Origin of the sequence: Cobetia crustatorum (assembly GCF_000591415.1) — a bacterium.
GTDB lineage: Bacteria > Pseudomonadota > Gammaproteobacteria > Pseudomonadales > Halomonadaceae > Cobetia > Cobetia crustatorum.
Genome location: NZ_JEMF01000081.1, coordinates 26822 through 49036, shown reverse-complemented (window position 1 = coordinate 49036; position 22215 = coordinate 26822). Strand labels below are relative to the sequence as shown.

Genomic DNA, 22215 nt, shown 5'->3' with positions numbered 1-22215 from the left:
GACGTGCAGCACAGAAGATGTCACGCAAAACAGCAACGCCCCGCCAGTTAACCCAGCGGGGCGTTGTCGTCTCTGCCATCAATATATGTACTTGCGTAGCTCGGTCGCCTCAATTGATATTGATGCGAATCGCCGGTATCCCGATCACCACGCCGCTCTGATGGCGTCGTTGTTGATAACCACGGTACTCGTAACGATGCGGCGCGTAGCATGGCGTGATTCGTAATAGCGAGGACGCGGTTGATAGCGATCGTGCTCATAGTCGCGGCGTTCAGAGTAGCGGCGCTCCACCACGCGTGGCTTGTCAAACATTCTCAGATGGCGGCGTTTGATGGCCTCGTGGCGGCTGCTGGGAGTGCTGTGTCGTACGCTATGGTCGTTGCCACGTGCATGATTGCCGTGGCGCTGGCGGTCGTCAGCGGCGGCGGGTGCGGCGACGGCCAGCATAAGTCCCAGACCCAGCAGCAGTGGCGCCAATATAGTGGTGTGCATGGGGCGGTCTCCCGTGTTGTCGGATAGTCACCCTTATTGATCCCTGCTATCAGGATATCGGGTTGTCCGGTGTTTTACGAAAGGCGTTTCCTAATATGACATGCACTTGCTGAGGACTTGCTCTGGTGTCGTTGATTGGCGTCATTCGGTGTCTGTGGCGTAAGTGACTGCTTGCAAAATGATTTTTTGAAGGTTTGATGCCATCGGGTCCCTAGTGGCATTAATGAAGTGCGCGAAAGTGCGGAGCGTAATGAATCACTGAACGACAACGCGCCTTGCCAGAGCGGCAAGGGCGCGTCAGATGCTTCATCAGCGTTTATCTGGGTGGATCAAGCGTGCTGGTGCTGATGCTTGCCTTCGGCCAGTTCTTCGATCAGCTTGGCATTGAAGGCATCCAGATCTTCTGGAGTACGGCTGGTAATCAATGCACTGTCGCAGACGACGGCACTATCTTCCCATTGGGCGCCGGCATTCTTGAGGTCTTCGGCGACGGAAGGGTAAGAGGTCATGCGGCGGCCTTCAACGACACCAGCATTGATCAGTACCCACGGTGCGTGGCAAATGGCCGCGACCGGTTTATGAGCCTGGAAGAAGGCGCGCACGAAGTTCAGTGCAGTCCCATCCTGGCGCAGGGTGTCAGGATTGAACAAACCGCCTGGCAGCACCAGGCCATGATAGTCGTGCTCGCTGGCTTCACTGAGCAGTTTGTCGACTTGGTAAGTGTCGCCCCAGTCGGTCTCTGCCCAGGCACGGATGCCGTCTTTCTGTGGAGAGACGATGTGAACCTCCACGCCTGCCTGCTGGAGTGCAGCGCGGGGGACTGCCAATTCTGATTCTTCGAAGCCATGGGTGGCGAGAATAGCGACGCGCTTGCCTTGCAGTTGCTGAGCCATACGTATCTCCTTCCATTCATGCGGGTCTTGCGAGCGAGAGGGACGAGCTGGCAGTGAGCAGTCCCGCACCATGTGAGGTCGGGGGCTCACCCGAGTTGCGCCCTGACACTCAAGACATGGATGCGCGATACTGACTTTCAAGGGGGGGTGAGCCCTCGTGTTCTTTCATTGGCTCTGGAGTGCCCGATGTCGTTGCTTTCTGAACCTTCTGCGTTGCTATGGCTGTTGATTGGCATTCTGTTGATGCTTGCATTGATGATCGGGCTGGGTTGGCGGCGTGCGCGTGAGAATGTTCATGCACTTGAAGCGCGTGTGGACGAGGCACAGGATGCACTCGAGCAGACGCGCGAGGCACATCACCAGGCAGCCCAGCGTGAAGCGCTGGCCGAACAGCAGCAACGTCATCTCGGTGAGGCACTGCAAGAGGCGCGTCAGGCACGCTATGAACTGGTGGAGCAGCGTGAGGCTCTCCAGATACGATTGGATCAGCAATCGCGTGCCCTGAGTGAGCAGCAGACACTGGCGCGTGGCCTGACGCGTCAGCAAGAGGTGCTGGAGGCACAGCTGTTAGAGCGCGAAGAGCGTCTGGAGTCACTGAGCGAGCGCTACACTGAGCTACGTGAAACCCACGCGGCACTCGTGACCCGACAGCGGCAGGAGGCGGGTCACCACACCGAGCAACTGACACTGCTCAACGATGCCCGCACGCGGCTGAGTCAGGAATTCGAGCAATTGGCGGGCAAGATCTTCGAGGAGCGCCAGCAGCGCTTTACGGCGTCCAGTGGCGCTCAACTCGAACAGCTACTCAAGCCGTTTCGGGAGCAGGTCGGTGATTTTCGTCAGCGTCTTGAACAATTGCATGGCGAGGAAGTGCGTGAGCGCACCAGCCTCAAGAGTCAGCTCGATCAACTGGCGGGTCTGAATCGTCAGATCACCGAAGAAGCCGCCAATCTGTCGCGCGCACTCAAGGGCGACAGCAAGATGCAGGGCAACTGGGGCGAGATGATTCTCGAGACAGTACTGGAGCGCTCCGGACTGCGTGATGGCATCGAGTTCAAGCGCGAGGTGTCCTTCAATGGCGAGGGTGGTCGCCAGCGGCCGGATGCCATCGTCTATTTGCCCGATAACAAGCATCTGATCATCGACGCCAAGGTCTCGCTCAAGGCCTATACCGACTACGTGAATGCCGATGATGAGATCAATCGCAGCCGTGCGCTGCGCGCGCATCTGACCTCGGTTCGTGGGCACGTCACAGGTCTGGCGCGACGTAACTATCCGGCTATCGATGGGTTGGCCTCACCGGACTTCGTGTTCCTGTTCTTGCCGATGGAGCCGGCCTTTGCACTGGCCTTTGAGCACGATGACAGCCTGTTTCAGGATGCCTTCACGCAGGGTGTCGTGATGGTGACGCCGACTACGCTGCTGGCAAGTCTGCGTACCGTGGCCAGCCTGTGGAGCCTTGAGCGCCAGAATGACAATGCGCGAGTGATTGGCGAGCGGGCAGGAGCGCTGCTCGACAAGTTCCGCGGGTTGGCCGAGTCACTGGAAGAGCTGGGGAGTCAGCTCGGACGTACCCGCGAGGCTCATGAGACAGCCATGAAGCGATTGGCCAGTGGGCGCGGTAATCTGATCAGCCGGGCTGAAGAATTGCAGGCGCTGGGTGCGCGCATGAAAAAGCCGTTGCCGGAGACACTGGTGCGCCAATCACGCGAAAGTCAGCCGCAGGAAAGTCCGCCTCAGGAAAGTCCGCCTCAGGAAGGGCTATTTCAAGATGGTCAGATTCAAGAGGAGCTATCTCATCAGCAGGGCGCTGACACTGATCATGAGACGGCAGCGAAAGACGATAAGCCGCGAGTAGCACCGCCGTTATCGCGCTGGGAAAATCTGGAGCGCAAGTGGCAGGGCGATCCTTCCTGACATCTCTTCCTTCTTTTTTGCTGCCATTGCTGTTATTTCAATCTCCGCTTCATTCTCTGCTTCAGCTCCTCATTTCCGCTATTTATCGCAGCCATTACTTTTCAGCAGTACACCTCCTCCACGGCGCCTTTTCGGCGCCCAGCCGTCTGTACAGACCAGCTATCGTCGTCATTTCCCTGCCTCGCCATGTCTCTGTCAGCGTCAAGATGACCAACGTAAGGACACGTTATCGTTATAGGGCTGGAAAGGAGGGGATGCGTGGCGTTGGCAGAATATCCAGGTATTGCTGCAAAAAGTTGGTTTCTGTCTGCATCCGTATCCATGGCCTCCGCGTAAGTTGGATTGAGCCCGCAGTGAAGGGGCGAAAATGATAGATAAACAACGTTTGGCTCATTAAAGAGCTTTTTCTCAGGAGATGTACCCATGTCTACCAAGTCCAATAAATCTGCCAAGACTGCCTTCGCCCTGATGTCCGCCCTCGGTACTGCCGTTGCCTTGTCTACTGCCGTCGTCTCTATCCCTGCACATGCTGCCGGCATGGAAAAGTGCTACGGCGTTTCACTGGCAGGTGAAAATGACTGTGCCGCTGGCCCGGGTACTTCCTGTGCTGGTACTTCCACTTCCGATTATCAGGGCAACGCTTGGAAGCTCGTTCCGGAAGGTACCTGCGCTTCCATCGAGACACCGAATGGCCACGGCAGCCTTGAAGTGATCGAAGGCTAAGCACTGCGTTTCGGGTACTAGATCCGCGACCGACGTCCGGTGGTAACACTCTCAATAGTCGTCCACCGGACGTCAGCATATTCAAGGGGCCTTCATGCGCGATCAATTGCAGACAGCCGGTCGTTCAACCTCCGGTAGAGTTCAGCCCGCACTGCCTGATATGGCCGCTGGCATCAGCCTCAAGGCACAACATGTGCGTGAGTTGATGTCATCGCGTCCGGCACTGGGATTTCTCGAGATTCATGCCGAGAACTACATGGGCGCCGGAGGATCACCTCACGCACGACTGGATGCACTTCAGGGCTACCCACTCTCCATTCATGGAGTCGGCCTGTCGTTGGCGTCAGATCGTCCATTGGATCGTGCGCATCTTGCCCGTCTCAAGACGCTCTGCGAGCGTCATACTCCCGCCAGTGTGTCTGAGCATCTGGCGTGGGCCGGCCATAGTGGCCACTTCTATAACGACCTGCTGCCAGTACCGCTGACCAAGGCGATGCTGGCACGGGTTGCTGATAATCTGGCGCAGCTGCAGGACACCCTGGGCCGTCAGGTATTGATTGAAAATCCGGCTCACTATCTGCGCTTTGATGCGCATGAATTGGGAGCCGAGCTGATACCAGAGACGCTATTTCTCAATGAATTGATCGAGCGTAGTGGTTGCGGTCTGCTTGTCGACGTCAACAATGTCTTCGTCTCTGCACATAACATTGGCATTGATCCTGCTGCTTGGCTGGAGGCGATTCCCGCGTCAGCCGTCGGTGAGATCCATCTGGCAGGCCATATCGCGGACGAGCGGGAGAGCCTGTTGATCGACAATCACGGCGCTCCTGTCAGTGATGATGTCTGGGCACTCTATGCCGACTTCATCAATCGTATCGGTTCGCGGCCGACATTGATCGAATGGGATACTCAGGTGCCTGCCCTTGAAGTGTTGTTGGGGCAGGCATCACGCGCTGAGGCGCTGATGCAGGAAAGCCGTGTTCATACAGCCTCTCACCTCAAGGCGGAGAGTGCTCGATGACATCTTCGGCGCAGGATCTGTCTCATTGGCAGCAAGCCTTCGTTGCGGCGCTGGCCGAGCCGGATACTCATTTGCCTGGTATCGAGTCAGGCCATCAGCAACGACTCGATGTATACCGCAATAATGTTTGGGCCAGTCTCATCGCCGCGCTGGAAGAGGCTTATCCCGTGACGCGTCAGGTACTGGGTGAGCGATTTTTCGCTGCCTTGGCACATGACCATGCGCGCCAGCATTTGCCGGATTCACCACTGATGATGGATTACGGTCACGGGCTCGCCGACACCTTGCAGGTGACGCTGACAACACTTGCCGAGAGTGGCCGGGCGACTCGTGATCGTCTGCCCTTCTATGCAGTGGATCTAGCGCAGCTCGAGGTCGCACGACGAGAGGCGTATCACGCTGCTGATGCCCGGGCATTGGTACCGACGCAGCTCTCTCAACTGGCGCCGGAAGAGGTCATGGCGTTGCGCTTTGCCTCGCACCCGGCAGCCCGCTTGCTGCATCTCGAGTATTGCGTGTTGGACATATGGCAGCGTCATCAACAGCCGCAGGCCACGCTCGTAGGGCTGGACATCAATCAGCCACAGACGCTTCTGGTGACGCGGCCGGCTTTCGACGTTCAAGTACTACCGCTGTCGGTGGCAGGTGCGCGGTTGCTCGAGGAGCTTATTGCGGGTGAGGCCCTGGGCGACGCTGCTGCGACGCTGGCGGAGCATTATCCCGAGGAAGATCTCGGTTTGCTGTTAGCCCCACTGTTGAGCAGTGGCGTGTTTATCGCCCTGGATTCAGAACACTGACGATCAGAGCACTAATGATCAGAGCACACCTGCGTAAGCCGTACTGTGTCTTCGATTACGACTCATGCCCTGTTATGCGGGTGACTCCCGGTAACGCCCCGCGCATCAGCGCATTCTCGAGGAGGCCTCACTCATGAGCCTTGAATCATCATCCGCGTCATCAATATCCTCTTCTCGCTCCGGTATCGCCGGCAAGCTATTGAGTGTCTTTGTCTGGCTGGAAAATCTGCGCATGGATGCCGTGCTGATTCTGATGCGCATCGTCATTGGCGCCGTGTTCTTCATGTCGGCACAAACCAAGGTCGACGCTTCGCCCTCAAGGAAAGCACCTTCTTCCTGTTTGAGCATGAGTACGCGTTACCGCTGGTCTCGCCGGTGTTGGCCGCGTATCTGGCAACGTTCGCTGAGCACTTCTTCCCGCTCATGTTGTGGTTAGGCTTGGGGTCGCGCTTTGCCGCGCTGGGACTCGCCGTCATGACACTGACCATCCAGCTATTCGTCTATCCAGACGCCTGGGTCACTCATGGCCTGTGGATGTCCAGCTTGCTGGTACTTGTATTGCAGGGGCCGGGGCGCCTATCGCTGGATCATCTGATCCGTGCACGTCAGGGCTGATTTGCCGAGCAGTCATTCGCCAGACAGCAAAACGGAGACCCATGGGTCTCCGTTTTGCTGTCTGGTGGATAAGTCTCATGCCTCTCTAGGCGGGTATCGCTCAAGCAGCAACGTCTGAGTACTGATGCTCAATCTCGGCGCGTACCATCTCGACACTTGCGGCATCGATGTAGTCATTGGCGTATGCATGACGCGCCATGTCGAGACTGTCAGTGCTGAGCAGCATGTCGCAGCCGAGCACTGACAGCTCTTCGCTCAATGTGGCTAGCTCGGCCTTGCGCGAGTCGGAATCGCCGATCTGGCGGATATAGATGGCACAGATACGCCCCGGGTAGCGGCGTACGACATCGGCATAGACTTCAGGGTCATGCTGACCGCTGTCACCGATAAGCAGAAACTGCATCTCATCGTAGAGATCGAGCATCTTCTCGATCAGTGCCTGCTTGTGGTCTTCAGAGCGTTTGGGCAATGGACGCTGCAGCGTCAGTCCCCACTCGCGCAGGAAGAGAATGGGTCCTACCGGAATTCGGTTGTGCTGAAAGAAGATCTCGAGCATTTCGTAGATGCTCCACGGTCCGCGGGAGACGTAGAGTAGGGGGCGTTGCTGTTGGCCATCAGGCCCTTCATGCAGTGCCTGATAAAGCGCTGCGACACCGGGGAAAGCCATGCGTCGTTCGGCAGATTCGATAAAGAGGCGATAAAGCATCTTCAGCTTGTTGGCGACACCGGTATGCATCACGGTGTCATCGATATCGCTGATCACGCCCAGTCTGGTGCTGGCAGGAGGCAGGTAGATTTGTGCCTCGCCCTCCACCGCAGCCTGTTTCGGCGGGCGCGCGATCAATTGGGCCGTCTGCCACTGGCCTTCATGCACGAGGGGGGAGGTGAGAGGAAGGTGTACGCTGAAGTAGCCATCACGATCAGTGGTCACGGTCGTGCAGTTATCACCGAGACTGACGTCTACCTCCACGCCGCCCTTTCCCCAGCGCAACATGCGACGCGCAACATCCATCAGGTCACGGCCAGCGCCCGGTGCGAGTTGGCTGCGTGAACCGGGCTGCTGGAAGATACGGCCCATCAGAAAAGCTTCACTGCGAGAGCCATAGCCACGGTAGGCATGAATGACGCAGCCGTCTTTTCCTTGTGAGTGACGGATGGGTTTGGCAGCCACATGCAGCAGCTTGCGTAACAGACGTGTCAGTGGCAATGACATGCATTCCTCCTTGAATATCGACCAGATGATCCGCTCTGGATACAGGTCATCCCTCTACTTTCTGCGTCATAACTACAACGCCGCCTTCTACCATCCGCGAGAATACGGGGGAAGAAGGCGGCGCTTGCTCAGACGATGCTTGGCGGTGGAGCTTAGCTATGTCGCGTCAGATATCCTGACTGAATGTCAGAGTCGAATATCAGCGCTGCACAGCCGAGGCGATCCTGGCCAAACAATATCAGCCGAGGTAGGCAGACAGCATCCAGACAGTTTTTTCCTGCTCACGGATGTAGTCGCCCACTAGCGAGGCAGTACCTTCATCGTCGGCATCAGACGCCACGGAGAGAATCTCACGCTGCAGCTCGATCAGTGACTTGTAGCCTGCCAGAAGACCCTTGACGCAGGTGGTGCCGTCGCTGACATGGGTGTCTTCCTTGATGGTCGCCACGCGTGCGTAATCACTGTAGGCGTGCATCGGCTCGTGGCCCAGGGTCAGGATGCGCTCGGCAACCTCGTCAACCTTGGTCAGCAGGTCGGTGTAGGTTTCTTCAAACTTCACGTGCAGCTCGAAGAATTGATTACCCTTCACGTTCCAGTGATAGCCACGCGCGTTCATGTAGAAGGTCTGGTAATTGGCGAGCAGGATGTTGAGGTGTTCGGCCAGCTGAGTGGCGGTGGACGTGTGCAGGCCAATGGCATTGGTATCGGTGGACATGAATGACTCTCCCTATGGAATATGAAATTAACCGGCGCTGTGAGGTAGGCCGGCGACGCAGGGGATGAGCCCACGATGCGTCGATGAGACCAGTGTAGAGCGTGCCGTTGCAAGGAGGGTAACGAATTTGCTGCATTGCCCTCATTATTGATTGCTATCACGGCGCTTCCTACTTAGATGCGGCATGTGGTTGGCCTTTTCAAGGTAGGTGAACCATATCGCCGTGATGATGGCAGGCCTGCAAACGCAAAGACCCCGCACGAGGCGGGGTCTTTGCGACAGCCAAAGCATCGGCTGTCGATCACGATACTTGTATCAGAGTACCGTTTCTCACAGTGCTGCCGAACACATGGGTATCGAACGGCATACTGTCAGTGATCGCTTGCTCAGTTACGAGCCAGATGCAGGAAGTGCATGTGCTTCTCGTACTGATCCAGCACGTCGCCGATGATCTGGTCTTTGCTATAGCCCATCACATCGTAGGTCTGGCCACCTTCACGCAGGAAAACTTCCGCACGGTACTGATGCTCGACGTTGCTGGTGCCCTTGCGCTTGACGTTGCGCAGCGCGAAGGCCGGAGCAGCATATTCGCGGACTCGCACACCATAGACGAAGTCAATTTCATCACCATGGCTGACCTGCAGATAGCTGCGGTCTTCTTCGTCGTTGATGCGCGTATCCAGGCCTTGAGCCTCGAATTCCTTCGCGACATCTGCCAGTGCCGGCGTCACCACATCAATGACGAACTGCTCGACATTCTTCTGGCGCGGAGTTTCAACCAGTGTCTGAACCCGCTTCTGCCAGCTGCGAGCACCGCCAGCCGTGTGGCCCGGTGTATTGCTCAAGTGCTGCATGGAACGCTGTTTGACGCCCTCGAGCCGCAGTGCCTTGAGCAGGCCATAAGCCACGAACATCAAAATGATGGCGAAGGGCAGTGCCGAGGCCAGCGAGGCGGTCTGCAGGGCACCCAGGCCACCGGCCGCAAGCAGGGCAACGGCTACGAAGCCTTCCGAAACGGCCCAGAAAATACGCTGCCATACCGGAGATTCATCGCCTTCCTTTGAGGTCAGCATGTCAATGACCAGCGAGCCGGAGTCAGAGGAGGTAACGAAGAAAGTTACCACCAACAATGTCGCCAGCAACGAGGTCACGCTGCTGAACGGGAAGAGTTCAAGGAACTTGAACAGTGCCACCGAAGCATCGTTGGATACCGCGTCAGCCAGGCCGCCTGCAGCATCAGTCATCAACAGGTGTAGCGCGCTGTCGCCGAAGAAGGTCAGCCACAGGAAGGTAAAGCCCATCGGCACGAAGAGCACGCCGTAGACGAATTCACGGATGGTGCGGCCGCGCGAGACACGTGCGATGAACATGCCGACAAACGGAGACCATGCAATCCACCAGCCCCAATAGAACAGTGTCCAGCCACCCAGCCATTTGGACGGGCCGTCATCGGGGATGTAGGCGTACATGTTGAAGGTCTTGTCCACTACCTCACTGAAATAGCCACCGATGTTCTGGATCAGCGACTGCAGCAGGAAGATGGTCGGGCCGACACACAGCACGAATAGCATCAGTGCCAGAGCCAAGCCAAGGTTAAGCTCGGAGAGGCGGCGGATGCCACCATCCAGACCCATTACCACAGACATGGTAGCAAGCCCGGTAATGATGGCGATCAGAATGATCTGAGTCGTCAGACCATTTTCGATACCAAACAGATAATGCAGCCCCGAATTGACCTGTAGCACACCAAGGCCAAGTGAGGTTGCTACGCCAAACATGGTGCCGAAGACGGCGAAAATGTCGACCGCATGGCCGATAGGGCCATGAATACGCTTACCGATGATTGGGTAAAGTGCAGAGCTGATACGCAGCGGAAGCCCATGACGGAAGCTGAAATAAGCCAGTGCCAGTGCGACGACGGCGTAGACGCCCCAAGCATGTAGACCCCAGTGGAAGAAGGTGGTCTTCATCGCTTCGCGAGCAGCTTCCACAGTACCAGCATCACCGACAGGCGGTGAGGTGAAGTGCATCACTGGCTCGGCGACGCCATAGAACATCAAGCCGATGCCCATGCCTGCGGAGAACAGCATGGCGAACCAGGATTTATAGCTGAAATCCGGCTCTGAATGATCTGGTCCCAGCTTGATATCGCCATACCGTGAGAAGGCGAGACCCAGCGTAAAGATTACGAACAGCCCCATTGCCAGCAGGTAGAACCAGCCGACGGTATCGATGATCCAAGTCTGAACGTGACCAAAGACCGTATTAGCAAGCTCTGGCTTCAGTACCGTGAAGAGCACAAAGGCCAGAATCACGATGGCAGAGCCGAAGAATACCGGCGGATTGATCTTCGCGACCGTAGGTTGGTCAGCGTTTTCTGACATAAATTAATCTCCCTGATTGCCTATCCGTTGATAATGGTAACTTATTGAACCAGCCGCGTCGTGAGTTGTCCGCGCGTATGTACTACGCGGGCGCCATTGATGGATCGATTCTTCTTCCCCGAGGTGTCACTCTCTCGTGGTTGATTGGCGCGCAAGAAGGCGGTATCACAGGGCTAGTAAGGTAGGCGCTGTCTCGGCTGAGCGCTAAGATGAGACCACCTGCCAACCAAGTGTCTGACACTAAAGTTGTGCAGGAACCATACAAGACTTATGTGTCAGTCTAGCGCCTTTGACGTGTCTCGCCGAAGAATCGTGAGATATCTCTGTGCTTATGGGCTGATAGGAGATGTCCGCATGCCCCATCGACTTATTGCACTCCGCTATCTATCCCGCCGCTCTTGTTGGCAAGGACCACGCATGGCATTGACCGCTGTCAGCTTGCTGTTGCTGAGCGGCTGTTCTGTATTCGCTCCGCAGGACCCACTAGCGGCTCAAGAAAGTACTGGCCTGCCTGAAGCATGCATCTTTCCGCGCCAAGGCGATGCTCATCAATGGCTGCAGGCAGCGACTCAGGTAGTCGAAGCGCGCGGCTATAAAGTGCGCGAGAGCGAGCAGACACTCGGTGTCGTGACAGGGGAGCGCAAGGTAGATCAGCCAGGACTGGGCGCCATCAGCGGTCCCTTTGGTTCTCGTATTGGCTTCTCTGTCGGCTATGGCGTGGCAGCCGGCCGCGGTGTAGGCGTGGGTGTCGGCAATGATGTCTACCGTGATGACCCGATCAGCTTTGAGCGTATCTCGCTGGTCGCACCGGATGAGCGTGTACGGGTGATCCGCGATGAACAGGTCATCAATCAAGGTGGCTATGTGATTGATGCCCGCCCACAGAATGACAGCGATAGCTGCCGGCAGATCGCACGCCAGCTTGATGCCGCACTGGCGGGTCGTGATCCTCGGGAGGTTCGCTGATGAAATACCGTATTCCAACATTCCTGCGCTTGATGGCGTGCCTTGGTTTGCTGGCATTGGGCGGTTGCATGACGCAGCCCACCCACGCGCCGGATTCACGTACCGCTGTCATTGTCCCGGACAGCGGTGCACTGACGTCACAGCGGGTATTCGTCACATTGCTGACGACGCTTGCTGAACGCGGCTTCATCATTGACCGCGCGGACCCTGATCTGGAACGTCTCGATGCCAGCTTTGCGGCTCGTCCGCCGTTGATGCTCGAGGCGTGGGTCAGCGAGGTCAATGGCCAGATTCGTCTCAGCGTGACCGGTGACAGCAATGGTGCTGATATCGCGCCGGGCCGTCTCGATAATCTACTGGTGGATGTGGCGATAGCACTCAACGCCCGCACCGTACCGGTGATTGGCGTCCCGTGACGAGAAGCATGATGATTCGGTGCGATAGGCAGTGCAGCACATGCGACTAAGTGCATTGCGTCGCCGCCGCTTGGTGTGGCTGGCGCTGACCGCCAGTCTGCTAGCGGGGCTCATGGCGCTGTTTGCCCTCTGGCATTGGGAGTTTTCGCGCGGTGAGCGGGATGCCCGTCAGCACGCTGCCACGCGGTTGCACTTCTATGCCAGCACTCTCAATGCGGAATTATCGCGCTTTCAGTGGCTGCCGGGCCTTTTGGCACGGCAGCCGCGCGTGCGTGCCGCTTTCGACGAGACTGCTTCTACCCCTCAAGCATCAGATGACAGTCGCAACCGCAATAGTCTGGATTGGCATCTTCAGCGTGTCGCGCAGGAGTCCGGTGCCGCCGCCATCTTCTTGACCGATAGTCAGGGACTGACGCTCGCAGCGAGTAACTTCGATGAAGAAGGGAGCTTTGTCGGCCATCGCTATGCCTATCGGCCCTACTTCATTGATGCCATTGCTGGTGGGCGCGGAGAGTTTTTCGCGGTGGGCAATACCACCGGTCGGCCCGGCTACTTTGTTTCTGCACCAGTAATGGGGCCGGATGATCAGCCACTAGGTGTGTTGGTGGTCAAGGTCTCGCTGGAGGCGCTTGAAGACACCTGGCGGCAGGCAGGCGAGACGGTGCTGCTCGCCGATGCCAATCGCATTGTGCTGTTGGCCGCTCGGCGTAGTTGGAAATATCGTGCGCTTGCCGCGCTGACGCCCGTTGCGATGACCAATATCCGCGCTCAGCAGCAGTTCCGTGGCGCGCCACTTTCCCCGCTGGCACGCTCTCTGGAGGACGGCAGTCTGGTGCTCGGGGCCGGCGATGCTGTGTTTCTGTCCTCGGCTGCCGTCGGGCAACGTTACCTGGATGAGTCACTGGCCAGTGGGCCGCTTAAGTGGCAGCTGCATTTTTTGATGCCAATGCGCCCGCTTTACGCACAGGCGCGCAATGCCGTCCTCGTGGGTCTTGCTGCTTTATTTAGCCTTGGCCTGCTGGCGCTCTGGATGCGTGAGCGTCAGGCTCGTTTACGCCTGATTCGGCGCGAAGCCAGCGTCATGCGAGAGATCAATGAGCGACTCGAAGTGCGGGTCGCCGAGCGCTCCCGTGAGTTGGAAGCCACGCGCGATGAGCTAGTGCAAACTGGCAAGCTGGCGGCACTCGGCACGATGGCCGCCGGTATCGCCCATGAGCTCAATCAGCCCCTGGTGGGCATTCGCACCTATGCGGCCAGCGGTAGCAAACTGCTGGCGCGTGGTGCTGCCCGGCCAGAGAAAGCCTCCCGTACTGCCGTGATGGCAGGCAGTAACTTCACACGCATTGGCGAGCTGGCCGAGCGGCTGGGTGACATGATTCGTCAGTTGCGCGTGTTCGTGCGTCCGGCTAGTCAGCAGCCTCCCGCGCCGCTGGCGCTGACGCCGCGTGTGGACTTCGTGCTGGAGCTACTCGAAGAGCGGCTATCGCGGCTCGGTATCACGGTCGAGCGTGAGGGGCTCATCGATACGCTCGAGGTGATCGGTGAGCAGGTACGTCTTGAACAACTACTGACCAATCTTATCCGCAATGCGCTGGATGCACTGGATGGTCAACAGGCAGAGGGTGCGACGGGCGAAGCACCCCGGTTACGCCTGCGCTGGCAGGCATGGCCGCATGTTACCTGCCTTGAGGGGCAGGCAGGCGGTTGCCTGCGTATCGAAGACAATGGCCCCGGTATTGATCCGCAGTTGCGTGCCACGCTGTTTGATCCTTTCATCACGACACGTGGCATCGGTGAAGGTATGGGCATGGGACTGTTTCTAAGCTACGGCATGGCGCGAGATCTCGGTGGGGCTCTGCGACTGGCCGACGATGCCGCATCATCGCCGTTGTCATTGGGCGGTGCCGTCTTTGAGTTATGGCTACTGACGCCAGACCTTGCATCGCGTAATCAGGCCCGGAGGGATGATGTTGATCAGACATCTTCACAGGCGCCTCAAGTATGAATGACCTCTCTGACGACTCTGCGGACGGACTGCTTATCGAACACCTTTCTGTAGCAGAGCAACGTCTGACGCATGACCGGGAACTGACACGTGAGGCGCCAATCTGGTTGGTCGATGATGACCCTGCCGTCCGCGAGTCGCTGGCTCAGTGGCTCGAGTTGGCTGAGCTGACGTTGCGTTGCTTCAGTCGTGGCGAAGCACTGTTGGAAGCACTAGCCAGCGGAGAACCCGTCAGCGTGGTGATCAGCGATATTCGCATGCCAGGCATGGATGGCATGACGCTACTGGCTCGGCTTGCGCTCGCCGCTCCGGAATTGCCGGTGCTGATGATGACGGGCCATGGCGATGTCGCCACGGCAGTCGCGGCGATGCAGGGTGGTGCCCGTGATTTCATCGAGAAGCCATTCGACCCGGAGGCGCTTGAACTGAAACTGCGTCAAGCATTGGCCGGTCGGCGACTGAGTGATGAGAACCAGCGTTTGCGCCGCCGACTGAGCGTACGTGGCCTAAGCGGTTTGTTGCGCGGCGAAAGTCCGAAGGTACGTCAGCTACGTGAACAGCTATTGGAATTACGCGGACATCCGGCACGCCTCTGGATCACGGGTGAGCCGGGCAGTGGGCGTACCGCAACTGCGCTCGCCCTTGCTGAGCATGCTGCACCACAGACAGCATCTGCGCGTAGCGATGCAGTGATGGCAGCACATGCACTATTGGCGAGAGTCGAGTGCCGTCCGTTGACCGGTGATGCGCGCGGAGCGGGCGCATTGGCCGAAGCTATGGCTGATGCACTGGCGGCAGCGCCTGGCGCGACGACATTGCTGTTGCATGAAGTGAGTGGCCTGAGCGCCGAACAATGGCAGTGGTTAGACGGTTGGTTGGTGAGCCAGTCACATGCAGGGCGTCAATCACCACGGTTAGTGTGCAGCGCGATGAAAAGCCCGCATGAGCTGATAGCCGGCGGCGCACTGAGCCTGACGCTGGGTCATGCCTTGGCCGAGATAGAACTGAGCACCCCTGCGTTACGTGAGCGCCGAGAAGATATCCCGTTATTGATGGCGCACTTCAGCCGCCAGGCGGCGGAGGTGCATCAGGTGGCAGAGGTATCATTTGGCACCGGTGAGCTTGCGGCGCTGATGGCGGCCGATTGGCCCGGTAATCTATGGCAGTTACGTCAACTGGCTAGTCAGAGAGTCGTGCTGGGAGAGACTGAACCGGCCCCGGTGGACGGTGAAGGGAAGCAGGACGAGGGCAATCACTCTACAGGGCTTGCAGCGCAGGTGGCGCTCTTCGAGGCAACTCTCATTCGCGCGTCTCTGCAGCGTGCGCGCGGCAATATTGCACGAGTGCTTGATGAGTTGGCGCTGCCGCGTCGCACGCTGAACCTCAAGATGCACAAGTATGGGCTGCGTCGTGACAGCTTCCGCCAGGGCGGTGACGAGTCTGGAGAGTGATGCATCTGCTGGTGTTATAAGGTAACGTTTTGTGCGAGTCATCAGTTTTTGCAAGCCATTATCGTCGGGTGTGACATCTTTTCGCCCATTCATCTTGCCTGAATCCTTTCATCCGCCTTGTTCGGAGTCTTTCGATGTCTGTTGCCGCTTATCGCAACGCCTGCATGGCGTTGTTATTGCCCTTGTTGACGATGTCTCTGCTGAGTGTGAGTCAGCCGGCGGCTGCGCACCCTCATGGCTGGGTCGATTTACGCGTCACCTTGCGTCTCGATGACCAAGGGCGAGCAGTCGCACTGCGTCAGTACTGGTTGCTTGATCCCTTCTATAGCCTGACGTTGCGTCAGGAGCTGGCGGCGCTTGAGGACGACAGCAGCATGGAGCAGCGTCTCGATGCCCTGGGCAACGAGATTCTCGCCAATCTCTCGCAATTTGAGTATTACACCCATGTCACTCTGGATGACGCACCGGTCGCGTTGGGTAAGGCGAAGAACCAGACCACCTGGCTCAAGGGCGAGCGGGTCGCCTTCCAGATGGAGTTGCCGCTGGCCAAGCCGGTCCCCATGGCAGGGCATACGCTCAGCTATCGTATCTACGACCCCACTTATTACATCGAGATTCTGCACGACCCGGATGCCATTGCCGTCAAAGAGGGGTTGGTCGTCAGTGGGCTGGAATCGCAGACCTCGCCATTGAGCTGCACGCCGGGTATCCAGCCCGCGGACCCTGACCCCGAAAAGGTCGCCGAGGCATCGATGCTGGACATCAATGCCACGGCACCGATGGATCTGGGTCAATACTTCGCCGAAATCGGCAGCGTGCGCTGTGAGGCCGCTCAATGAGTCGTGAGCAAGAAGATTCCAGTGGACTGCAGGATGTCAAAAGTCTCAAGGGCATGCGCGACAGCCTCATGAAGCCTGCCTCTGCTCGTGGCCGTCAATGGGCGGGCGTCCTGGCCATCGGGTGTGGTCTGGTCGTACTGGGCATGCTGGTATGGCCGAGTCTGGTGCAGGGCTGGGGGGAGGCACTGGGGTGGATCTTTGCCGAGCAATCTCGCTTCCAGCGCGCGCTTGGCCGCGCCATGAGTGAGCTGGCTGCCCACCCGGGCACGCCCTGGGCATTGATCGGCCTCTCCTTCACCTATGGTGTGCTGCATGCCGCGGGTCCAGGGCATGGCAAGGTCGTCATCAGTACGTTGCTGGCCAGTCAGCCGGTGGCTCGCCGTCGCGCGCTATGGCTATCGTTGTTGGCGGCATTGTTGCAGGGCGTCAGCGCGTTGGTGCTGGTCGGGCTGGGAGCCGGTTTGCTCGATTGGGCGGGACGTGAGGTGCTCGGGCAGGTCGAGAAGGTCACGTTGCTCAGCCATGTCGGCGTATTGCTGCTGGGGCTATTGCTGATTCTGCGTGCTGCACGAGGATTATGGCGAGCCGCTCGGATATCTGTGCAGGGAGCAGCGCATGGCCACGACCATTTGAATGAATACTCACAGGACCATTCACACGAACACTCACATCACCACTCGCACGACCACGACCACGACCACGACCATGATCACGACTGCGGTTGTGGGCATGCGCATGGCGTGACGGCAGAGCAGGCCAACGGTGACTGGCGCACCATGGGAATGGCGGTGCTGGCTATCGGTCTGCGACCGTGTTCCGGCGCGATTCTGGTGCTGCTGGCAGCGCTGGCACTGGGCATGGTCGGCAGTGGAGTGCTGGCAGTGCTGGCGATGTCACTGGGTACGGCGCTCACGGTGGGCAGCGTCGCGATGGCAACGCTGCTCATGAAGGCCAGCGGACGGCTGGTAGCGGCTGGCGCACGCCTGGGCAAAGAGGGCAGTAACCGCCGTGTTTCCGTGCGTCACTGGCCTTGGGCGGCGCTGATCGGGTTGGTCGGCGGCATCATCATCAGCGTATTTGGCGCCTTGCTGGTGGCCAGCAGTCTCAAGGCCATGGAGTCGCCGACCGGCCGTGGTGCCTCACCGTTTGGGCGTCCGGCCCCGAGTGCATCGGCTCCCAGTGCCCCGCAGTCACTCGCCCCTGGCGCTGTGCCAGAGGCGCGCTCGCCATTCTCGGAAGAGACTCCGCCACGGTCACCAAGCCAGTGATGCTGCAGTGATGGTAGAGGAAGGCGGTACTCTCACCAACAGACACGGGGCTCATATGGGCCCCGTGTCTGTTGGCTAGCAGCAATAAATGGCCAGTGGCTAGAATGAGTAGCTGGGTAGCTCGGCAATCTTCATGCGTAGCGTGTCGATCAGCACGGTGAGTGTTTCGCTTTCGTAAGTCTCGGCACGGCCCACACCCCACACGGGCCCAGGCCAGGTGGCGTCGTCGCTATTGCGGGCAATCACGTGCACATGCAGTTGCGACACGACATTACCCAGCGTGCCGATGTTGAGCTTTTCGCTGCCACTGACCAGCATCAACAACTCGCCCAGCAAGGTAGTTTCATGCCACAGCTGATGTTGTGAGGAGTTGTCGAGCTCATAAACCTCACGGATATTGGCGCGTCGCGGCACCAGAATCAGCCACGGATAGCGGGCATCGTCCATCAGGCGCACGCTACACAAGGCGAGATCGGCCACGAAGTGGGTGTCAGCCTCAAGCTGCGTGTGCAGGTGAAAATCGCTCATCATCTCTCCTTGCAAGCATGATAAATGCGCCAGTATGGCGAACGGCAGGCGGTGTGCCCGAATGACCCCAGTGTGACCAGATCGGCAGAATCCTGCCACTTTGATGATTCCCTTCCGTCGGCTCAGCGCTGACGCAATGCCCCCATCGCCACATACCGCACTTGCCCATGACTTGCTAGTCTTCAATCGAGACGGAGCACACGCCTCGCAGCGTTCGACAGTCATTGCCGCAGCGCCATCTCGCAGTTGTCGCCATTGTTGCTGTCGTGAGTGACCACGCGATTCCGATACCTCAGAAGACTTGCTCAGTCTGGTGCCCGCCTCCGTCCTGTATTCCAAGAACGATTTCGCACCATAACTTCCAACAATAAATGCTAAACCTGCGTCCCGGCAGGTTCGCCAAGGAGTCATTCCATGCAAAAGCGCCAGTTCCTCAAGGCCGGTCTCGGTCTCGCCATCGCAGCCTCTCTTGGTCTCAGTGCCATGGCTCAAGCGGAAGGCCAGTACATCATGGGTACTGCCACGACCGGCGGTACTTTCTATCCAGTCGGGGTGGCACTGTCCACGTTGATCAAGGTCAAGCTTGAGCCGACCGCTGGCATTTCCGTGTCCGCGATCTCATCTGCCGGCTCCGGCGAGAACCTCAAGCTGATGGAAGAAGATCAGGCTCAGTTCGGCATCATTCAGGGCCTTTACGGCGCCTGGGCATGGAATGGCACTCCGCCAGTCAACAAGGCCCACAAGCATCTGCGCAGCATCTCGATGCTATGGCAGAACGTCGAGCACTTCGTGGTGCGTAACGACGAGGCCAAGTCCGGCACGATCGATGACATGACCAACTTCTATGGCAAGAGCTTCTCCATCGGCAAGAAAAACTCCGGTACCGAGGGTTCTGGCCGCTTCATTCTCGATCAGCTGGGAATCGATGCCGACAAGATGAATCTGGCCTACATGGGCTATGGCCCGAGCGCCGATGCCATGCAGAACGGCAACATCGATGGCATGAACATCCCCGCGGGTGCACCGGCCTCTGCCGTGACGCGCGCTTATGCCAATCTTGGTGATGAAATCACCACGCTGGACTTCACTACTGAGCAGCTGGCCAAGGTCAACTCTCAGTTCGAGCTGTGGACACCTTACGAAATAGCTGCCGACACCTATCCGGGCCAGACCAAGGCAATCAACACCATTGCCCAGCCGAATATCCTGGTGGTGCGTGATGATGTCTCTGAAGAAGATGTTTATCAGATCACCAAAACGATGTACGAGAATCTGCCATTCCTGAACAACATCCACCCGGCCACCAAGGCCATGGCCATCGACAAGGCCATCGCGGGTCTGCCGCTGCCGCTGCACCCGGGGGCTGTACGTTACTTCAAGGAGCAGGGCATCGAGATTCCGGAACGTCTGATCGCCGAATAAGTCTCGCGTAACGTCTGTTTTATCTTCAAGGCCTGCCTTCATCGTCTGTTCTTGGAATTTGCGATGGAGGCTGAGCAGTGACCCTTCGAATTCCGGCAAGTGGCGTCATGCATTGATGGCAATACGTCACTTGCCTCGCATAAGTGCTTTCCAATAAATCATTGCCGGCCTGAGGCCAGAGCAATGCATTCGAGTCTGATGCCCAGGCTCAAGCATCAGCATCTAGACCCGCTCTACCTTCGCAAGCCTGTGCGTACGTCGTTGTATCGATACTTACGCCTTCGCTGCCTGACCCTGTCCCGAGGCACCGCCATGCATGATTCTCGCTCGCCAGAGCCTTCCCACCCTTCTGACACCACGTCCGACACACCGGATCTCTCCGATGTGCGTGACGAATCCGCTGAAGCCGCCCCGTGGCGTATGGATTTGCCCTGGTTAGGGCGTGCCGTCTTCGTACTCTCCATCGTCATCTGCTTCGCACACCTGTATTTCAATACGCTCTCGACCCTGTCGGAACTATGGGTGAGTGCGCTGCACTTCGGCCTGTTTGGTCTGCTGTGCGCATTGACCATCCCGATGATCACGCCGGCCAGTGACGGTGCCAAGCGCTGGGTACTGGGTGTGGATATCATGCTCGGGCTGGCGGCATTGGGGTGTGGGCTGTATCTGATCGGCTTTGAAGATGCGCTCTATGATCGCGGTGTAGTGTTCTCCACTGCGGATTGGGTGGTCTCCATTGCTGCAGTGGGGCTGATTCTTGAGTTTGCGCGCCGTACCACGGGATGGTTCATTCCGGTGCTGTGCCTGATCGCGCTGACCTACGTGGCGTGGTGGGGCAAGTATGTCGGTGGCGTGTTCAACTTCCCGGGCCTGACCTGGGAAACGGTGCTGTTCAGAAGCTTCATCGGCGGCGAAGGGATGCTGGGCTCGATTGCGCGCATCTCCTGGTCCTACGTATTCATGTTCATTCTGTTCGGTGCCTTCCTCGTCAAATCAGGAGCGGGCGACTTCATCATTGATCTGGCGCGCTGTGCTGCTGGCCGCTTCAAGGGTGGGCCGGGCTTTGTGGCCGTGTTCGCCTCCGGCCTGATGGGGTCGGTGTCTGGCTCCAGTGTGGCCAATACCGTTTCCACTGGCGTGATCACGATCCCGCTGATGCGGCGTGCTGGCTTCCCTGCACGCTTTGCGGCGGGGGTAGAGGCTGCGGCCTCGACCGGTGGCCAGTTGATGCCGCCGGTAATGGGCGCAGGTGCCTTCATCATGCGTCCTACACTCAAGTGCCATACCTGACTATCGTTGGTGTGGCTGCACTGCCGGCACTGCTCTACTTCCTGTCAGTCGCCATGTTCGTGCGTATCGAAGCCAAGCGCTCCGATGCGACGGCGCTGGATGACCCGCAGGGCCCGCGTCTCAAGGACGTGCTCAAGGATGGCTGGCACTATCTGGCACCGCTGATCGTATTGGTCGGTGCGCTGATCTACGGCTTCACGCCGACCTATGCCGCTGGTATCGCGATTCTCTCCGTCATCGCCGCGTCGTGGTTGTCGAAGAATCCGATGAAGCTTGGGGATATTGTGGAAGCCATGCTGTCGGGGGTGCGCAACATGACCACCACGGCGATTCTATTGATCACGGTCGGACTGATCGTCAATGTCGTTTCAACCACTGGTATCGGCAACACCTTCTCATTGATGATCACTGATTGGGCAGGTGGTAGCCTGTTGATTACCATCGCGCTGGTCGCGCTAGCCTCGCTGATTCTAGGTATGGGTCTGCCGGTAACGGCCTCGTACATCGTACTGGGCACCTTGTCTGCACCGGCACTCTATAATCTGATTGCTCACTCTCAGCTGGTGGATTTGCTGGCGGCGGGGAATCTGCCGGAGCAGGCCAAGGCCATCTTCATGCTGGCAGCCCCTGACAAGCTGGATCTGTTGGGCGCACCGATGAGCATGGATGCTGCCCGCGAGCTGTTGGCACTGGTGCCGGATACCTTCCAGAGCCAGCTGTATGAGCAGGCGTTGTCGCCGCATGCGCTGACCATGGCGCTGGTGAGTGCCCACATGATCATCTTCTGGCTGTCGCAGGATTCCAACGTAACGCCGCCGGTATGTTTGACCGCCTTCGCTGCTGCCGCCATTGCCGGGACGCCACCGATGAAGACGGGGCTGACCGCCTGGAAGATCGCCAAGGGGCTGTATATCGTGCCGCTGTTGTTCGCCTGGAGCCCGCTGATTTCAGGAGACATCGGTGAGATGCTGACGGTCTTCGTGTTCGCGCTGTTCGGTATCTACGCTATCGTGGCGGGCATGGAAGGCTATCTTGAGCACGAGCTACCGTGGTGGCTGCGTCTGGCCATGTTCCCGCTGGGTGCGCTGATGCTGTGGCCGCATGGCATGCTGGCAGTGGATCTGGGCGGATTGGCCGTCTTTCTGCTGGTGCTGACGTATAGTGTTCGCCAGAGCAGTCGTCAGGAAGCGTTAGCACACTGATCAAGCGCAAATGGCAATGATCGATACGGTATGAACGATGCCCGGCATCACTTTCCCC

Annotated in this window: 19 protein-coding genes and 1 pseudogene; 14 read left to right on the top strand and 6 right to left on the bottom strand. The window is 58.3% G+C overall.

The genetic code is table 11. The features are described from left to right. Nucleotides 1–144 precede the first annotated feature (144 nt). Nucleotides 145–492 carry a hypothetical protein gene (locus tag BF12_RS0114985; protein WP_024952978.1) on the bottom strand — a complete coding sequence of 116 codons (348 nt, stop codon included), beginning with the start codon at nt 490–492 and terminating at the stop codon, nt 145–147. Nucleotides 493–821: 329 nt separating this feature from the next. Next, nucleotides 822–1385, bottom strand: coding sequence for a type 1 glutamine amidotransferase domain-containing protein (locus BF12_RS0114980; protein ID WP_024952977.1), 564 nt, complete (start codon nt 1383–1385; stop codon nt 822–824). Between the two features lie 186 nt (nt 1386–1571). On the opposite strand from BF12_RS0114980, the gene BF12_RS0114975 reads away from it, so the two are divergent. The 6 genes from BF12_RS0114975 (at nt 1572) to BF12_RS22985 (ending at nt 6458) form a co-directional block, all read left to right on the top strand. Then, a complete protein-coding gene (locus tag BF12_RS0114975) occupies nt 1572–3302 on the top strand; it encodes a DNA recombination protein RmuC (RefSeq protein WP_024952976.1) in 1731 nt (576 codons plus the stop codon). 423 nt (nt 3303–3725) lie between these two features. Then, nucleotides 3726–4025 carry a BufA1 family periplasmic bufferin-type metallophore gene (locus BF12_RS0114970; RefSeq protein ID WP_024952975.1) on the top strand — a complete coding sequence of 100 codons (300 nt, stop codon included), beginning with the start codon at nt 3726–3728 and terminating at the stop codon, nt 4023–4025. Between the two features lie 94 nt (nt 4026–4119). Next, nucleotides 4120–5046, top strand: a complete 927-nt coding sequence (gene bufB / locus BF12_RS0114965; RefSeq protein ID WP_024952974.1) for an MNIO family bufferin maturase — start codon at nt 4120–4122, stop codon at nt 5044–5046. Further along, the gene (locus BF12_RS0114960) at nt 5043–5843 is read left to right on the top strand and encodes an HvfC/BufC N-terminal domain-containing protein (protein ID WP_024952973.1); all 801 of its coding nucleotides are present in this window, start codon (nt 5043–5045) and stop codon (nt 5841–5843) included. The genes bufB and BF12_RS0114960 overlap by 4 nt, the downstream gene beginning before the upstream one ends. A gap of 133 nt (nt 5844–5976) precedes the next feature. Beyond that, entirely contained in the window at nt 5977–6279 is a 303-nt protein-coding gene (locus BF12_RS22990) for a hypothetical protein (protein ID WP_248623733.1), read from the top strand. Further along, on the top strand, nt 6219–6458 hold the full coding sequence (locus BF12_RS22985; protein ID WP_248623732.1) for a DoxX family protein: 240 nt from the start codon (nt 6219–6221) through the stop codon (nt 6456–6458). The genes BF12_RS22990 and BF12_RS22985 overlap by 61 nt, the downstream gene beginning before the upstream one ends. 100 nt (nt 6459–6558) lie before the next feature. Here BF12_RS22985 and BF12_RS0114950 read toward each other — a convergent pair whose 3' ends face one another. The 3 genes from BF12_RS0114950 to betT form a co-directional block, all read right to left on the bottom strand. Then, nucleotides 6559–7671, bottom strand: coding sequence for an App1 family protein phosphatidate phosphatase (locus BF12_RS0114950; protein ID WP_024952972.1), 1113 nt, complete (start codon nt 7669–7671; stop codon nt 6559–6561). Nucleotides 7672–7909: 238 nt separating this feature from the next. Beyond that, nucleotides 7910–8386: a Dps family protein gene (locus BF12_RS0114945; RefSeq protein ID WP_024952971.1), complete on the bottom strand. Its 477-nt coding sequence runs from the start codon at nt 8384–8386 to the stop codon at nt 7910–7912. 386 nt (nt 8387–8772) lie between these two features. Further along, complete coding sequence (betT, locus tag BF12_RS0114940; RefSeq protein ID WP_024952970.1) at nt 8773–10770, bottom strand: choline BCCT transporter BetT; 1998 nt, start codon at nt 10768–10770, stop codon at nt 8773–8775. A gap of 417 nt (nt 10771–11187) precedes the next feature. Between betT and BF12_RS0114935 the strand changes: the two genes are divergently transcribed. The 6 genes from BF12_RS0114935 (at nt 11188) to BF12_RS20420 (ending at nt 17715) form a co-directional block, all read left to right on the top strand. Continuing rightward, on the top strand, nt 11188–11736 hold the full coding sequence (locus tag BF12_RS0114935; RefSeq protein WP_024952969.1) for a hypothetical protein: 549 nt from the start codon (nt 11188–11190) through the stop codon (nt 11734–11736). Continuing rightward, a complete protein-coding gene (locus BF12_RS0114930; protein ID WP_024952968.1) occupies nt 11736–12152 on the top strand; it encodes a hypothetical protein in 417 nt (138 codons plus the stop codon). The genes BF12_RS0114935 and BF12_RS0114930 overlap by 1 nt, the downstream gene beginning before the upstream one ends. 40 nt (nt 12153–12192) lie before the next feature. Continuing rightward, complete coding sequence (locus BF12_RS0114925; RefSeq protein WP_024952967.1) at nt 12193–14157, top strand: sensor histidine kinase; 1965 nt, start codon at nt 12193–12195, stop codon at nt 14155–14157. Next, nucleotides 14154–15608 (top strand): sigma-54-dependent transcriptional regulator, encoded by a 1455-nt coding sequence (locus tag BF12_RS0114920; protein ID WP_024952966.1) that lies wholly within the window; start codon nt 14154–14156, stop codon nt 15606–15608. Before BF12_RS0114925 ends, BF12_RS0114920 begins: the two co-directional genes overlap by 4 nt. Before the next feature lie 134 nt (nt 15609–15742). Next, on the top strand, nt 15743–16447 hold the full coding sequence (locus BF12_RS0114915) for a DUF1007 family protein (RefSeq protein WP_024952965.1): 705 nt from the start codon (nt 15743–15745) through the stop codon (nt 16445–16447). Beyond that, nucleotides 16444–17715, top strand: coding sequence for a nickel/cobalt transporter (locus BF12_RS20420; RefSeq protein ID WP_024952964.1), 1272 nt, complete (start codon nt 16444–16446; stop codon nt 17713–17715). The genes BF12_RS0114915 and BF12_RS20420 overlap by 4 nt, the downstream gene beginning before the upstream one ends. Nucleotides 17716–17814: 99 nt before the next feature. Here BF12_RS20420 and BF12_RS0114905 read toward each other — a convergent pair whose 3' ends face one another. Continuing rightward, complete coding sequence (locus BF12_RS0114905; RefSeq protein ID WP_024952963.1) at nt 17815–18243, bottom strand: HIT domain-containing protein; 429 nt, start codon at nt 18241–18243, stop codon at nt 17815–17817. Nucleotides 18244–18657: 414 nt separating this feature from the next. On the opposite strand from BF12_RS0114905, the gene BF12_RS0114900 reads away from it, so the two are divergent. Together BF12_RS0114900 and BF12_RS20415 are read left to right on the top strand one after the other, a co-directional pair. After that, nucleotides 18658–19665 (top strand): TAXI family TRAP transporter solute-binding subunit, encoded by a 1008-nt coding sequence (locus BF12_RS0114900; protein ID WP_024952962.1) that lies wholly within the window; start codon nt 18658–18660, stop codon nt 19663–19665. A gap of 420 nt (nt 19666–20085) precedes the next feature. After that, a pseudogene (locus BF12_RS20415) lies at nt 20086–22157 on the top strand (TRAP transporter permease). Nucleotides 22158–22215: the final 58 nt, after the last annotated feature.